The organism is Granulicella rosea (genome assembly GCF_900188085.1).
GTDB lineage: Bacteria > Acidobacteriota > Terriglobia > Terriglobales > Acidobacteriaceae > Edaphobacter > Edaphobacter rosea.
Window position 1 is genome coordinate 16948 of the sequence record NZ_FZOU01000018.1, and the last position, 15948, is coordinate 32895.

At 64.4% G+C, this 15948-nt stretch carries 6 protein-coding genes; 2 read left to right on the top strand and 4 right to left on the bottom strand.

Annotated elements, in window-relative coordinates; all coding sequences use genetic code 11:
- Positions 1 to 104: 104 nt before the first annotated feature.
- A complete protein-coding gene (gene glf, locus CHB87_RS21455; RefSeq protein ID WP_089410507.1) occupies positions 105 to 2519 on the top strand; it encodes a UDP-galactopyranose mutase in 2415 nt (804 codons plus the stop codon).
- A gap of 185 nt (positions 2520 to 2704) precedes the next feature.
- Positions 2705 to 4726 carry a winged helix-turn-helix domain-containing protein gene (locus CHB87_RS21460; RefSeq protein ID WP_176441923.1) on the top strand — a complete coding sequence of 674 codons (2022 nt, stop codon included), beginning with the start codon at positions 2705 to 2707 and terminating at the stop codon, positions 4724 to 4726.
- Positions 4727 to 4927: 201 nt separating this feature from the next.
- Here CHB87_RS21460 and CHB87_RS21465 read toward each other — a convergent pair whose 3' ends face one another.
- The 4 genes from CHB87_RS21465 to dctA form a co-directional block, all read right to left on the bottom strand.
- Complete coding sequence (locus CHB87_RS21465) at positions 4928 to 5992, bottom strand: alpha/beta fold hydrolase (protein WP_142988478.1); 1065 nt, start codon at positions 5990 to 5992, stop codon at positions 4928 to 4930.
- 8 nt (positions 5993 to 6000) lie between these two features.
- Complete coding sequence (locus CHB87_RS21470) at positions 6001 to 10245, bottom strand: Ig-like domain repeat protein (protein ID WP_142988479.1); 4245 nt, start codon at positions 10243 to 10245, stop codon at positions 6001 to 6003.
- Positions 10246 to 10449: 204 nt separating this feature from the next.
- Positions 10450 to 13908 (bottom strand): outer membrane beta-barrel protein, encoded by a 3459-nt coding sequence (locus CHB87_RS21475; RefSeq protein WP_089410511.1) that lies wholly within the window; start codon positions 13906 to 13908, stop codon positions 10450 to 10452.
- 409 nt (positions 13909 to 14317) lie between these two features.
- Positions 14318 to 15634, bottom strand: a complete 1317-nt coding sequence (dctA, locus tag CHB87_RS21480; protein ID WP_245818178.1) for a C4-dicarboxylate transporter DctA — start codon at positions 15632 to 15634, stop codon at positions 14318 to 14320.
- Positions 15635 to 15948 lie beyond the last annotated feature (314 nt).

Sequence of the window (15948 nt, forward strand, 5' to 3'; positions counted from 1 at the left end):
TTATTTCCGTTCGTCCCTGCTATCCAACGTGCTGCGGGCTTTGCACATCACACGCTAAACCAAGCACGCATTATTTCGATACCGATGTAACCCAGAGGCCATCCTTGCAGAGCGACTCAAGACCGGAACAAAATATCCTTCAGGACTCGTGCGCGGAACCGTCCGTCGTTCGTAGCGTCGATCTACTCTGCTTCAGCCACCTGCGGTGGCGCTTCGTCACGCAGCGGCCTCAACACCTGCTCACTCGGTGCGCGCGCGACCGGCGTACGTTCTTCTGGGAAGAGCCTTACTGGGATGCGGATGACAATGGCGACGGTACGCCGACGCTTGAAGTGATGCAGGAACAGGCGCAGCTTTGGGTGCTGCGTCCACATCTGCCGCGCGCGGGCAACGCCGATGACATGCTGCGCAGCCTGCTCGCGAAGTTTCTCGAAGAGTTCAAGCTGGAGCGCTACGTGCGTTGGTATTACACGCCGATGGCGCTGGGCTTCACCCAGGAGTTACAACCGGAAGCGACGGTCTACGACTGCATGGATGAGTTGAGCGGCTTTCTCGGCGCGCCGCCTGAGCTACAGGAACGCGAGCGGCAGCTCTTCGCGCAAGCCGACGTTGTCTTCACCGGAGGCATGAGCCTCTATGAGAGCAAACGCAAACAGCATGCCAACGTCCATGCGTTTCCAAGTTCGATCGATGTCTCCCACTTTGCGCAGGCGCAGACGATACAGAACGATCCCAACGATCAGTCGGAGATCTCTCATCCGCGTGCAGGCTTCTTCGGCGTGCTCGATGAACGATTCGACAAGGACCTGCTGGCGCAGCTTGCGGAGCTCTGTCCGCACGTTCAATTCATTCTGATCGGCCCGGTGGTCAAGATCGATCCTGCCTCTCTGCCGCAGGCCGATAACATTCACTACCTCGGCGCGAAAAGCTACATGGAGTTGCCCGCGTATCTCGCGGGGTGGGATGTGGCTCTGCTTCCTTTTGCTCTGAATGAAGCAACCCGGTATATCTCGCCGACAAAGACGCCGGAGTATCTCGCGGCGGGCAAGCCCGTTGTTTCTACACCCATTCACGATGTGATCTCCGGATATGGAAACGCCGGTCTGGTCGCGATCGCTCATGACGCACAAGAGTTCGCGGACGCCATTCAGCATGCGCTCCAGCCTCAACCTGACGCATGGCGGACGGCGGTTGCCGAGCAGCTTGCGACAGGTTCGTGGGATAAGACCTGGGCCGCGATGTGGCGTGAGATCGAACGCGTACGCGAGCGTTCCGCGCAGTACAAGACGCAGTATGTCAGCCCGCTACGGGTGACTCCAGTCGAGATGCATTCCCTCACCCGCCGCACGATGCGGCCCGTTCGCGGCGAGAGCTACGACTACCTCGTTGTGGGCGCGGGCCTGGCGGGCGGCGTTCTCGCGGAGCGCCTCGCCAACGACATGGACAAACGCGTTCTGATCGTCGATAAACGCGATCATATCGGCGGCAATACATTCGACTATTACGATGCCGCCGGCATTCTGGTCCATAAGTATGGACCACATATCTTCCATACGAATTCCACGGAAGTCATGCAATATCTATCGCAGTTTACGAGCTGGAGGAACTACGAGCATCGCGTGCTCGCTCAGGTCGACGGTCAACTCCTGCCCATCCCCATCAATATCGACACCATCGAACGTATGTATAACCTGTCTTTGGATGGCGACGGCATGCAGCAGTTCCTGGCAGCGCGCGCCGAAGCCGGCCGCACCATTCGAACGTCTGAAGATATCGTCGTGAGCCGCGTGGGCCGCGAGCTTTACGAGAAGTTCTTCCGCAACTACACACGCAAGCAATGGGGACTCGATCCTTCGGAGCTGGACGCCTCGGTGGCCGGACGCATCCCCGTTCGGCACAACCGCGACGATCGCTATTTCACCGATACCTATCAGGCCATGCCGCTGCATGGCTTCACGCGCATGTTCGAACGCATGCTGGATTCGAAGCGCATCACGATCCGTACCGGCGTGGCGTATCAGGACGTCGCGCATGCTTACCCGAACGCGAAGGTCATCTTCACGGGACCGGTCGATGAGTACTTCGACTACAGGTTCGGCGCACTTCCCTACCGCTCGCTTGAGTTCAAACATGAGACCCATGACCGGGAACGTTTTCAGGCTGCGCCGGTTGTGAACTATCCCAACGATCAGGCTTACACGCGCATCACGGAGTTCAAATATCTCACGGGCCAGGTATCCCCCAGGACGAGCATCGTCTATGAGTATCCAAAGGCTGAGGGCGATCCTTACTATCCCATCCCGCGGCCTCGGAATATGGCGCTCTATGCGAAGTACAAGGAACTTGCCGACCGTAAGAGCGAGGTAACCTTCGTCGGGCGCCTTGCAACGTACAAGTACTACAACATGGATCAGGTGGTGGCCCAGGCTCTGACGACGTATCGCAGGATCTCCGAGCAGGAGCGAAAGCTAGCGGTTGCGCCTGTGCGCCCGTTGGCGCTCACAGCGACGGCGGTCTGACAGGGTGCGATGGCGACTCCATCCGGCAAGAGGAACGGAGCAGCTAGCTCTCGAGAGACCCCATCCAACGATCCGCTCTGAGACGGACGCCTTCTGAAAGCAGCTTTCGGGGCGATCGACGGTCGACGCAATCGCAAGCGAAACCACATCGTGGCATGATAGATTGGCTCGTTGTGGAGACCGTGATGCCAGTGTTTCGGGAAGACCGTCCAGTAGCCCCAGCCTCGCAGCGGGGACAGGTCTACGGCTTCGGTCCGTTTCGTCTGGACGGGGGAAATCGGCTGCTCACGCGCGAGCAGGAGCCGCTTGCTCTGCCGGCCCGCGCCTTCGACACGCTTCTCGCCCTGGTCCAGCGTCCCGGCCAGCTCGTCACCAAGACGGAGTTGTTGAATATCGTCTGGGCGGACTCGTTCGTCGAAGAGTCCAACCTCACGGTAGCGATCTCCACCCTGCGCCGCGTCCTCGGCGAAGACCCCCAGGATCGAAAGTATATCCAGACTGTCTCGGGCCGCGGATACCGGTTTATCAGCCCCGTGGCGCAGATTGCGATTACGGAGCCGGACAGGCTGCCCGCGCCGGCGCCAGAGTCCCGCGTCGTGGATCTGTCGCCGGTGGATCTCTCGCCGGTGGAGGCGAGCGAAGCGCGGAGCGCGGCTGGCGCTCTCTCCGGGCCTCCGTCCGGATCGCCCGTTGAGCAGGTCGCTCCGGTCCGAGCCGCCGCGCCGCAACAGGACGCTCGGCCGCATCGCTCCCGAACGGCCTGGGCCCTCGCCGCCTGTCTCCTCGTCGCCGGGCTGCTGGGCGGTACGGCGTGGCGCGTCCACAAGGCGCGCGCAGCCAGCTTCCACATCGCGTCGCTCGTCGTCCTGCCGATGTCCGGCAGCGGGGTGAACGACGAAGAGCTGATGGGCATGACCGACGCCATGATCGGCCAGTTGGGCAACATGGTTCCGGTGCGGCCGCTCAGCTCCGTGCTCAAGTACACCGCGGCTTCGAACGACGTGCAGGCAGCCGGCCGGGAGCAGCAGGCCGACGCGGTCATCACGGCGCGCGTCACGCAGAACGCCGCCGGCTCCGCCCTCGAGGTCGAACTGCGGCGCACCGGCGACGGGCAGCTCCTGTGGTCGCACTCCTATCGCGACGCCAGCGACCGGATCGCGCGGATTCAGTCCGCGGCCGATCGGGATCTCACCGCCGAGCTGCGCAAGCTGGTGGTCGACCCTCCGGCCAGCGTCCCGCCCGCGCCCAGGGCGTTGGTCGATCCCGCCGCCTATCAGCTTTATCTGCGTGGCCGCTACTTCTGGAACCGCCGCACCGAAGACGGCCTGCGCCACAGCATCGAGTGCTTCCGCCAGAGCATTCAGGCCGATCCCAACTATGCCCCGGCCTATGCCGGCCTCGCCGATTCGTATGCGCTGCTGGCCTCGTTCTCGGTCGAGAGCGGCAAGACGGCGAACCCCGATGCGCGCGCCGCCGCCCTCAGCGCCATCCATCTCGATCCCACGCTCGCCGAACCCCACGCATCGCTGGGCATGATCTATTTCTTCACCGACTGGAACGGTCCGGCGGCGGAGCAGGAGTTCGAACGCGCCATCGCGCTCAACCCGAACTACGCCACCGCGCACCACTGGTACGCGCTCGATCTCGCCGCGATGGGCCGCTTCCCGCAGGCGCTCTACGAGGTCCATCGCGCGCAGGCGCTCGATCCGCTGTCGCTCATCATCGGCACCAACGTCGGCTGGATCGAATACCTCGATCGCCGCAACGGGGAAGCCATCGCCGAGTATCGCAAGGTGCTCGAACTCGACCCATCCTTCGTTCGCGCGCGCACCCGTCTGGGAATCGCCGAGATTCGCGGCGGCGATATGGCCGCCGCCATCAAGGATCTGCAGATCGCCGAGAAGGAGTCGGGCGACCCATACGTCAGCGGCCTGCTCGGCGAGGCGTTGGCGCGGGGCGGACACACGGCCGCGGCGGAGAAGATCCTCGCCGAACTGCAGGCGCGCTCGGCGTCGAAGTACGTCCCGCCGTTCGCGCTGGCGCTGGTCTACCTCGGCCTCGACCGGCGTGCCGAGGCGATCAAGGCGCTGGAGCGATCGGTCGAAGACCGCTCTACTTCAATGGTCTACGCCAAGATCGACCCATCGCTCGACGAGCTGCGCAAAGACCCGGAGTTCGCGAAGATCGTGGCGAAGATGCGGTTTTAGTGTCGTGTGCAGCAGATTGCCTTGGGTACATCGCACCCTCCCAAAATGCCTGTCATCGCTGAGCGTAGCGAAGCCACAGCTTCATCCCGCGGCCCGGCGCCGGCAGCCCTCCCAAAATGCCTGTCATCCTGAGCGTAGCGAAGGACCTGCGTTTGCCTTTGTCGTTGCTTGTTTTTGCCGTACACCGAAACGCAATCCAGGTTAAGGCTTCGTCGTACCCTGCGTCGGACAGCGACCCACACCGAACAGCGCATACAAACCGCACGGCGAGTTGAACATCTTGTCGCCGTCATGCTCGACGCCTTCGACATCCCAAAGCCGCTGAGTCAGCGCCTGGTGACGCCCCATCAGGTAGCGGAAGTAGTTGTGCCCGCGCACATAGCGGTACGCGCCCTCATCCTCCGCCGAGCAGGTCTTGTCGAGCGCCGGATGATTCGGATCGGTGTCCTTCGTCCCCAGCAGATAGATGACATCGCGCGTGATGAACCGCGTCTCCAGGTTCGCGAACGAAGCGTCGCCGACGTAAGGCGGCGGATTCTCCGTCCCATACTTCCAGTGGTTGTACTTGCCGAAACACGTCTTGCGTGGCAGACCGAAGCTCCCATCTTCAAGCGGCCGCTCCGGCGAAAAATAGACATACGAAGACGGATTGGCGACCACATAGCGCGTCGCAATGCCCAGCGCGGCAAGCCGCTCCGGCGCCTTGCCGACGACCGCATACCGCTGCACAACCTGTCCGCCGCCCGAGTGTCCCGCAATGACCACGGTCTTGAGATTGGGAAAGATCCTCCGGTCGGCGAGATGGTTCAGAATCGCGTCGATCGTGTCGAACGACGAGATGGCGGCCGGAGCCGTCGCATCGTCCCCGCCCATCCAGGCCTCGGGCGCCCAGCGCAGCGTGCTCGGCGCCAGGTGAAACGCATCCACATCCTGCTGACCGAGAAACTGCGGCGTAATCAGCAGCGTTGCGTCGCCCGCCTTCGCCGTCGCGATCGCCTTCTGGCCGGAGAGGTTGTACTCATCCGCATTGCGCAGCTTGCCGTGAAAGACGAGCAACGCCCGCGTCACATTGGGCAGCGGACGCGACCAGTCGGCCGAAACATAGAGCGGTAGCACCGCGCTGGCGCCGCCCTTGTCCACGTGGATCTCGGACGGCGCAATCGCCTTGACCGGCACGGCGCTGCTGGTCGTATCGGTCGATTGCGCGGCCAGCACGGCGGTCGCAGCCAAGGCGCTCAAAACGAGGAGGAGAGTCTTCTTATACATGGCAACCTCTACTGTACGGTGAGCGTGAACGGAATGGTTTGCAGGGCCGTCGAACCGGAGCTGACGGTGACGTTGAACGGATAGGTTCCGACCGCCTGCTGCGTATTGGCGACGCTCGAACCGCAGCCGGAGAGCGCGCCGGAGATCAGTCCCGCCGCAAGCGCGAACATCAGCAGCCGGGGCAGCATCTTCCGCCTGCGCGCAGCAAGCAGCAGGCTCGCAACAAACAGGCCGGCGAAGACAGGACGCCGCGAAGCCGGACCGGCCGGCGGCTCCTCCAGCACCGCCGAGGCGCCCGAGTTCGAAACAAGCAGGGTCACGCTCTGCGGCCCACTCAGTCCGGCCAGCCCCAGCGTCGAAGGCGTAAACGTGCAGCCGATCTTCGCCGGCAGACCGGTGCATGCGAAGCTCAGCGTATCCGTCCGTCCGCCGGGGTTGACGGTGAAGAAGCTTTGCGCCTCCTGGTAGTTATGCGGAAAGGTCAGTGCGGTGGCCGACGCGGAGACCCCGAAGGCAGCCGCAACCGTGATCGAGATCGCAGCCGAGGTGACCGGCGAAAACGCCGTATCCCCCGAGTACACAGCCGTCACCGCGTCCACACCGAGCGCCAGCGCCGAGGTCGTCAGGCTCGCCGCACCGTTGCTGACCGTGGCGGTCCCGAGCGAGCTCGTGCCGCTCAGAAAATTCACCGTCCCGGTCGGCGTACCAACGCTTGACGACAAGGTCACGGACAGGACGACCGGCGTTCCGGCGTAGGTCGACGTCGTGCTGGCGGCGAGCGTAATCGCCGGGGTGGCCGGCGTCACGGTCAGGGTTCCGTTGACGAGGGTGAAGCTGTAGTTGCCGGCGGCAAGCGTGCCCGCCGCGATGGTGATGGGATAGCTGCCCTGCGGCGAGGTGGCGGTTGCCGCCGAGGTCTCCGTCGGCGCGCCGGTCGTCGCCGACGCCTGCGTATCGCCGTTGACGAAGCCGTTGATCGTATACGTGAAGCTGGGGTTCGCCGTGCCGAACTGCCGCGACACATTCGCCGCCGTCACGGTCAGCACCGCCTTGGCGATCGTCACCGCCTGCGCGGTCGAGGCGCTCGCCGCGTAGTTGATCCCGGCCGGCGTGAAGACCGCCGTGATCGACAGCGCGCCTGCCGGTGGAACGATGGCCGCCGAGGCGATCCCGCCCGCGCCGACGCTGGCCGTGCCGAGCGTCGTCGTCCCGTTCAGGAAGGCGACGGTTCCGGTCGTGGGCGTCGTCGCCGCGCCCTTGACCGTCGCGGTGAAGGTCAGCGAGGCGCCGTAGGTCGCACTGGTTGCGCTGACCGTGAAGGTCGTGGACGTGGACTCGGCGGTATTGGTGCCGGTAAGCGTCAATCCGGGTGCGTTGGTGGCGTTGCCGCTGAAGCCCACGTTGTCGGTAAACGTGCCGGCGGTCGCGGACGAGAACGTCGCATTGAGGTTGCAGATCGTCCCCACGGCGAGCGTGCCGCTGCAGCCGCCGGTCGTCGCCGCCGCGACCGTGAAGTGGGTCGTATCCGAGTTCGTCAGGAACGGCGAAGCGGGAACGAAGGCCGCATTGCCCGACGAGGTCAACGTGAACGCTGTGCTCGCGGGGCTGGCGGTGAAAGTGTAGCTGGCGACCGCGCGATTCAACGTCAGCACGCCCGGCTTGCCCGAGTCCGCGATGGCGATGTTTCCCTTGGCGTCGAGCGCGACCGCGCGCGGTGTGGCGAGCCCGCTGGCGACCGCGACCGGCGTCGCCGAGCCCGCGGGATACTCGTTCAACGCCGCGCCCGAGAACAGAAACAGATCGCCCGCCGCGTCGACCGCCAGGCCATTGCTCGCGACCGTCGCCACGACCGTCTGCACGCCGGCCGGCGTCAGCCGCAGCACACGCGCGTTGCCCGTGTCCGCGACGTAGAGGTTGCCGAAGCCGTCGGCCGCGACCGCCTGCGGACCCGAAAGACCCGTGAAGGAAACCGTCGCGGTTGCCAGGACGCCGTTCGGCGAGACCGTGACGACCGAGTTCGCGCCGGTGTTCGCGATCAGCAGGTTGCCGTTCATGTCGAACGCCAGCCCGTGCGGCGCGTTCAGGCCGGAGACCAGCGTAAAGGCGCTTGCGCCGCTGATCGGAATCTCCCGCACCGTGTTCGCGGTGGAGTCCGCGACGAAGAGGTTGCCCGCTCCATCGACCGCTACGCCCGAAGGCGCGGTGAAGCCGGTGGCGAGCGTCGTCGGTGTGGCGCCAGCGTAGCGGATGAGCGACTTCGAAGCCAGGTCGGAGACAAGAATCAGACCCGCATTGTCGATCGCGACTCCCGCAGGCTGCAGGGTCGTCCCAAGCGAGACCGTTGTGGCCGGGTCGACATTCAGCGCGGCGCCCAGGCCGTTGCCGCTCAGCATCTCGCTGCCCACTGCCGCGCCAAGAGTTACCGCTCCGGTCCGCAGACCGGGATGCGTCGGGTTGAACGCGACATTGGCCGCGCAGGTGGCGCCGCTCACCGCCGCCAGCGCGCAGGTGCTGGTCCCGGTCAGCGAGAACTCCGCCGTCGTGGTCGAAGGGACCGTCGCGCTGGATGCGGAGTTGAAGGTGAAGGCCACCATCTGCGCCGCTGAAGCCCCGCCGGTCGTGGTCGCCGCGAACGGCGCCGCATAGCTGTACCTCTGCACCACGCTGTTGGTCGAGTCGCCGAAGTAGAGATTCCCCGCTGTATCCACCGCGACGTCGCCGCGTGGCGCGGTCAGCCTGGACTGCGTCGCCGGGCATCCGTCGCCGAAGGCGTTCGTCATGGTCGGTCCGGCGGCGAGTCCGTTGCAGTAAGCGCCAGCCGCCAGCGTCGTGGCGGGCGTCGAGCCCACGATGGCCGTCAGCGTGCCGGTGCTGGCGTAGACCTCGTAGATCACCGCGCGGTTGTAGTCGACGATGAACAGATTGCCCGAGCCATCCCCCGCGATTCCTTCGGCGGCAGTGGCCGTCGCGGAGAGCGCAAGCTGCGCGGGCGTGATGCCGTTCGCGGTCGAGCTGCCGGTTCCGGCGAAGGTGTAGATGTCGCCCGTCGTGAGGCTGCCGGTCAGCGTCAGCGGATTGGCGACGCCGCCGTAGATCACCCGCACCCGGCCGTTGCCGCCATCGCCGATGAAGAGGTTCTGATTCGGGTCGAGGTAGACCGACCAGGGCGTGTTCACGCCCGAGGCATTCGCGAGGACCGAGTCCGTCGGCGTCGTCGTCAGGCAGGAGTTCGCCGTCGTGACGGAGCCGGTCTTGCCGATCGCGGCCGAGACGCAGCCCGCGCCCGCGATGGTGTAGACATAGCCCTTCACCGGCGTGACGCCCTCCGCCGTGAGCAGCGCCAGCGCGGATGCGCCGCCGTTGTAAAGCAGGCGCACGGCGTTATTGCCCTGGTCGCCGATATAGAGGTCGTCGCTCGCGGAGACCGAGATGGAGGTCGGCGAGCGCAGCAGCGCCACCGAAACCGTCGCCGCCGTCGCCGAACCGAAGCCGATGGCCGCATCGCGGTATCCGCCGGCATAGCCCGCGACCGTATACATCGCCCCGTTGACCGGGGTGACGCCGGGATTCTCCAGCGCAATCAGTTGCGCCGCGTTAGTGGTAGCCGCGCAGTTCACGCAGAAGACGCGCACGCGGGAGTCGGTGTAGTCGACGAAGAACAGGTTGCCGTCGGAGTCGGGCTGCACGGCGCGCGCCCCGATCGGCGCCGAGGCCGCCGGGCAGCCGTCGCCGAGCGAGTTCAATCCAACGGGCTGGCCGGTCGCGGCATAGTTTGCGCAGTAGTATCCGCCGCTCGCGTTGGTGGCCGTCAGTGCAGCCGGCGTCGTGCCCAGCCCCGCGATCGTGTAGATGTTGCCCACCACCGGCGCCGGGGCCGGCGCGCTGCGCGTCGCCGAGATGGCGTACCCGGAGTTCGCCGCCGTGATCGCCGCCGCAAGCTGCGTGCCTCCCGCGTAGACGACGCGAACCAGGCGGTCGGTATAGTCGGCGATGTAGAGATTGCCGAGCCTGTCGACCGAGACGCCCTGCGGCGCGGCAAGGCCGGCGGTCGCCGGGGCGCAGCCGTCTCCGTAGGACACGCCGGAGGTCGCGGGAATGCCGGTCGCGCAGGTTGTCGCACCCGCCGTGCCGGTGCCCGCCGCGACCGTCGCGACGGGGTCCGGCACGGCGACCGGCGGGGTCGTCTGCGCATGCAGCATCGGGTAGGAGAGAACGAGAAGTGCGAGTAGCGAAAAGCCGGGAATGCGTTGCATGGAGGTGCTCCTGCGGTGTTCGGTCTTGCTGTCTCTTAGTGCGAAATACCTTCTGCCGACGGCGCCCAGAATGCCGGTCATCAAGCCAAGCTGCCGCCATCAAACCAAACTGCCTGTCATTCCACCCAAAATCTCTGTCATCCTGAGCGAAGCGAAGGACCTGCTTTTTCGCCTTTGCCGTTGTCTGTTCTTGCCCCGTACGCTCTAAAATTCAAGCTTCAAAGAAAGCTGCAGAATGCGCGGATTCCCCGTCGTGCTGCTGATGATCCCGTAGGTCGCCGCCGTGCCCTCGTCGTTGCCGGGATTCGCGAAGTTGACCATGTTGAAGACGTTGAACGCCTGCAGCCGGAACTCCGACACCAGCGAATCGTGGATCGTCGTGCGCTTGTTGATGGCCAGGTCGACGTTGCGCTGGAAAGGTCCGCGCATGATATTGCGGCCTGTGTTGCCGTAGACAGTTCCCGCGCCGACGAAGGCGCTCGTGTCGAAGTACTTCAGCAACCGGCTCTCGGGACGTCCGCCATACACGGCCGACGCGGCGGTGCGTCCGGCCGCATAGCTCGCCAGACTCGTGTCGGTCCCGTAGTACGTCGCGCCGCCGGTGTTCGTGATCGAGTAGGGCAGCCCGCTCTGCGCCACCACCACGCCCGAGACGTTATAGCCATTCACCAGCCCCGAGACATACCGCCGCGCAAACAACCCGCGATGCAGACGTGGTGCGTCGTACACGAAGCGCACCGCCAGGTGATGCGTCCGGTCGAAGTCCGAGCTGCCGTACGCCGCCCTCGGGTTCGTCTGGTCGCCGGCGATGCTGTTGAAGTTCGACCCATCCGCGCTGCCCGACGCATCGTCCAGCGAGTGCGACCACGCATACGTCGCCAGCATCTCCGAGTGGCCGGACTTCACGATCAGCGTGCCCTGCAGCGAGTTGTAGTTCGAATACGTCGTCGTCTGCAGGAACAGCAGACCCGTGTTCGAAAATCCCTGGTACGGCGAGCGCGCCGCCACGTTCGAGGTCGTCGTCGCCGTCTGCCCATTCACCGGGTTCGCGGCGGAGGCGATCTGCGCCTGGTTGATCTCCGTCTCGACCGGCAGCGCGATGCCGCGCGCCCCGACGTAGCCCACCTCCAGCATGGAGTTGCGCGTGATCTGCGTCTGCAAATTCGCCCCATACTGCTGGTAGTAAGGCGTACGCAGCTTCGGGTCGATGTCGTTGATCGAGATCGGCGCCACCGTCGTCGCCGCGCTCGAAGAATAAAGCACCGGCAGCACCGGAAACTGACTCGCCTGCGGAAGCGTCGGAAACGGATTCGCCAGCGACGCGCTCTGGTTGATCTGCGTGCCCGAGCCGCCGGTCGAGTTGATGCCGTCCGTCCGCACATAGTTCGGCAGCGACAGCGACTCCAGCAGGCCAAGCTGATTCGAAAGCCGGTCGTAGAACAGCCCATAACCCGCCCGCACCACCACGCGCGGCAGGACCTGCATGGAAAGCCCCAGCCGCGGCGCGAAGTTCAGGTGACCGACATTATCGGTCAGCGTGTTCGACACCTTCGCGATGCCCGGAACCGGGTTGCGTGCGTTGCTCTCCTGCACGAAGCCCAGCGAGGTCGAACCGCCCGCCGGCGGCGCCTGGTAGAACCTTGGATCGAAGGCGCCGTTGCGTCCATAGCGATCGACCGGCAGGCCGAGATACTCATACCGCAGGCCGAAGTTGACCGTCAGATTCGGCCTCGCCTTCCACGAGTCCTGCGCAAAGCCCGAGACGTCGCGGATACGGTCGTCGCGCTGCACGACGCCCGACGCGACCGAGGTCGTATACAGATCGGAGTATCCCGTGCCGTTCTGCACGCCGTTCTGGCCCAGCAGGAAGTTCTGGAACGAGAGGATGTCGATCGTCCCGCGCATCCGGTTGTTCGAGAAGTAGTTGTCCTGATAGCGGCGCATCTCCACGCCGAAGTTCAGGTTGTGGTGGCCCTTCAGCACCGAGAGGTTGTCGAAGTACTGCCACGTGTTCGACGCATCCGCCTGATCCGCGTTCACCGAGTACCCCAGCCGGAACTCGCCCGAGATCGAGATCTGCGGAATATCCGTAAACGTATTCGAGTTGAAGCGCGTCATGCCGACGCTCGCAAGCGGAATCTGATTCTCGAACGCCGTCGTTCCCAGCAGGCGCGAGAGACCGACGCGAAACTCATTCACCATCGAAGACGAGAGGATATGCGTCTCGGCGATGGAGAACAGACGGCTCTTGAAGAGCTGCGTCGTGCCGAAGCCCGCGACCGCCGTCGTGCCGTTGGGCAGCGAGTTGAACTGCGGCTGCTCCGCGATCACGGTGTGGAAGGAAAGACGATCCGACGACCGGATCTGGTAGTCGGTCGAGCCCGTGTACTCGTCCTCGTCGAACGAAGACGGAACCGAGACCGCGTAGTTCACCCCGACCGTCGCCGAGGTCAGCGGAGTCGGGATCAGGTACCTTCCGTTCGGCAGCTTGTACTGCAGCAGCGCCAGCGCCGTCGGCGAGATATTCGACCCGTTGGCCAGAATCGTGGGCCCCGAGTGCGACGTCTTGCCCAGCGTCGCGCCATACGCGCCCAGCGCCGCCGCCGAGCGGTCGTCCGTGACCTGCGGCAGGCTCAGGTAGTTCGTTCCCTGCACGCCGTTGATCTGCCGCGTGCCCTGGTAGGAGAAGAAGCCGAAGACCTTGCCCGGCAGAATCTGCCCGCCCACCGTCGCGCCGAACTGGTTCTGCTTCAGCTTCGGCCGGGGAGCGTTCACATAATTGAAGAAAAAGAGGTTCGCGTTCAGGTCGTCGTTGCGAAAGAACTCGTACAGCGAGCCGTGCAGCTTCGACGTGCCGGACCGCGTGATGACCGCCACATTCGACCCGCCCGACCGGCCCGTGAGCGCGTCGAAGAGCGCGGTCTGAATCTTGAACTCCTGAATCGCCTCGGTCGGCGGAATCACCGTGCCGTTCGAGGCGAAGGTGTTGTTCGCCGCCGAGTTCACATGCACATTGATCGCGTCGACGCCGTCGATATAGATGGCGTTCGAGCCAGTGCGCGCGCCGTTCGACGAGATGTTCTGCGTGCCCCGGCCCAGCGCGGTGGCGTCGTTCAGCGGCGCGCTGGCGCCCGGCGCGAGCGCCAGCAGTTGCGTAAAGTTGTTCGTCGCCAGCGGCAGATCGCGCACGCTCTCGCCGTCGATCACGCGTCCCTGCGCCGTATTCTCGGTCTGGAGCAGCGGCTCCTGCGCGCGCACCTCGATCGAGACGGTGGCGGAGGTCACGGACAGCTTCGCGTTCACCGCGATGCGGTCGGTAACGTTCAGCGTCGCACGCTGAAGCTGGTTCGCGAAGCCAGGCGCGGCGAACGTGATCTCGTAGTCGCCCGGAGCGAGCGCCGGAAAGCTGTACTCGCCGCCGCCGTTCGATTTGCTCGACCGGGTGACGCCGGTGGCCGTGTCGCGCGCCGTCACGTCGGCCCCGACGATCCGGGCGCCCCGCTCATCCGTCACCGTGCCCACGATCGCCCCGGTCGTCTGGGCGGAAATCGCCCCTGGCGCGACGAGGAGCAGCAGACACAGCATGCCGAGAAAAAGTTCGCGGACGGCGGAGAAGCCAGCCGAACGACCTACGGGACGTGCTTGCGAGAAGAAGACGGTCATTGCCTGAACCCCTGATGCCGATGCGGCCTGCAAGAAAAACCGAGGACCGTGAACGGACGGCCGCCGGACGGTTTCAACGACCCGCGAATCCTAGCCACGCGCACGCGCCACTGTACTATTGAATTTCTTAATAAATGCTAAATACTGAAATAAAAGGAGTTACCGCCGCCAAATGGAGAACGAAGCTCTTCCTGACGGGTTGGGAGGCCAAGAGTGGATTGAGCATGCGCGGCACGATGCTGCTTAAGCTGCCAGCTTATAGCTCTCCAGGACCTTGCCTATCAGATCTAAACCGTCTGGAATCCATAATTGTGCCCGCAAAGCATTTGGAATGAACAGTTTGGCGGAGCCCTCCCGCCTATCTCATTCATTCCGGATGTCTTACGAAGACGCTGGGGGCGTCGCGCCCCTAGATCGCGCCCGTCCTGGCCTCAAGCGCGATCTCCTCCTCGCGAGCGGACGCATCTCCGCGCAGCACCCGCTGGGCGCGCGCGTCGTCGAACTGGCCCTCCCACCGCGCGACCACGATCGTCGCCACACCGTTGCCCACGAGGTTGGTCAGCGAGCGCATCTCCGACATGAAGCGGTCGACGCCCAGCAGCAGCGTGATGCCCGCGACCGGAATCGTCCCCACCGCCGAGAGCGTTCCGGCCAGCGTAATGAAGCCGCCGCCCGTGACCGCGGCCGCGCCCTTCGAGTTCAGCATCAGCACGAAGAGGATGAACGCCTCCTGTCCGATCGTCAGGTGCGTATTCGTCGCCTGCGCCACGAAGAGCGCCGCGATCGTCAGGTAGATCGACGTCCCGTCGAGGTTGAACGAGTAGCCCGCCGGAATCACCAGACCGGTCACCGCCGCCGAGCAGCCCAGATTCTCCATCTTCACCAGCATCCTCGGCAGCGCGGACTCGGACGACGAGGTGCCCAGCACGATCAGCAACTCCTCGCGGATATACACGATGAAGCGCCACAGGCTGATGCCCTGGGTGTACAGCATCCCGCCCAGCACGATGAAAACAAAGGCGATGCTGGTGATATAGACACACAGCAGCAGCTTGCCCAGCGCGATCAGCGTCACAACGCCGTACTTGCCGATCGTGAACGCCATCGCGCCGAACGCGCCAAGCGGAGCAAGCTCCATGATGTAAGCCACGATCTTGAACATGACGTGCGACACCGACCGGGCCGCGTTCACCAGCGGCTTGACGTCGAGCGTCGCCAGCGCGAGGCCGGTCAGAATGGCGAGCAGCAGAACCTGCAGGATCTCGCCCTTGGTGAACGCGCCGGCAAAGCTGTCCGGAATGATGTTCAGCAGAAAGTCGACGGCGGTCAGGTGCTTGCTGTCGGCGGTGTACTGGGCGATCGACTTTGCATCCAGTGTGGCGGCGTTCACGTTCATCCCGCGGCCGGGCTGCACCACCGTCGCGACGACGAGGCCGATCAGCAGCGCGAGCGTCGTCACCACCTCGAAGTAGAGCAGCGCCTTGATGCCCACGCGTCCAAGACTCCTCAGGTCTCCCACGCTCGCGATGCCGATGACGACGCTCAGGAAGATGATCGGCGCGATCATCATCCGAACCAGCTTGATGAAGCCGTCGCTCAGCGGCTTCAGCGACTCGCCGAAGTGCGGCCACAGAAGACCGACCACCACGCCGGCTGCCACGCCTACGATCACGCGGAAATAGAGTGTGTGATGAAAGCGCTGCTGTCTGGTAATCGGAGTAGCCACCGGGAAGCCTCCTTGAATTGTGTTCCTGCCACGCTAGGCGGCGCTGAACGTCGTTGTCCTAAAGAAATTCAAAAGAAAATGCAGAACCTCCGCCTGAACTTTCGGAGAGATTTAAGCCGCCTTTTCTTTTTGTTTAGGACGTCGACCGCCAAAGCGCCTGTACCGTAGACCCTATCACTGGAGGTTTGAGTCATGCAGCGACCAGCCACGATAGTCCCTACGACGAACAAGCACCTGATCCGGTGGGTGGAGAAGATGTCGGACCTGTGCCAGCCTGAGCGGATTCACTGGATCGACGGTTCGGCGGCGGAGAA

Bases quoted from the DNA above. Each gene is read 5' to 3' on its own strand.
- CHB87_RS21460 (WP_176441923.1), top strand. From the start codon at position 2,705: ATGCCAGTGTTTCGGGAAGACCGTCCAGTAGCCCCAGCCTCGCAGCGG.
- CHB87_RS21465 (WP_142988478.1), bottom strand. From the start codon at position 5,992: ATGTATAAGAAGACTCTCCTCCTCGTTTTGAGCGCCTTGGCTGCGACC.
- CHB87_RS21470 (WP_142988479.1), bottom strand. From the start codon at position 10,245: ATGCAACGCATTCCCGGCTTTTCGCTACTCGCACTTCTCGTTCTCTCC.
- CHB87_RS21475 (WP_089410511.1), bottom strand. From the start codon at position 13,908: ATGACCGTCTTCTTCTCGCAAGCACGTCCCGTAGGTCGTTCGGCTGGC.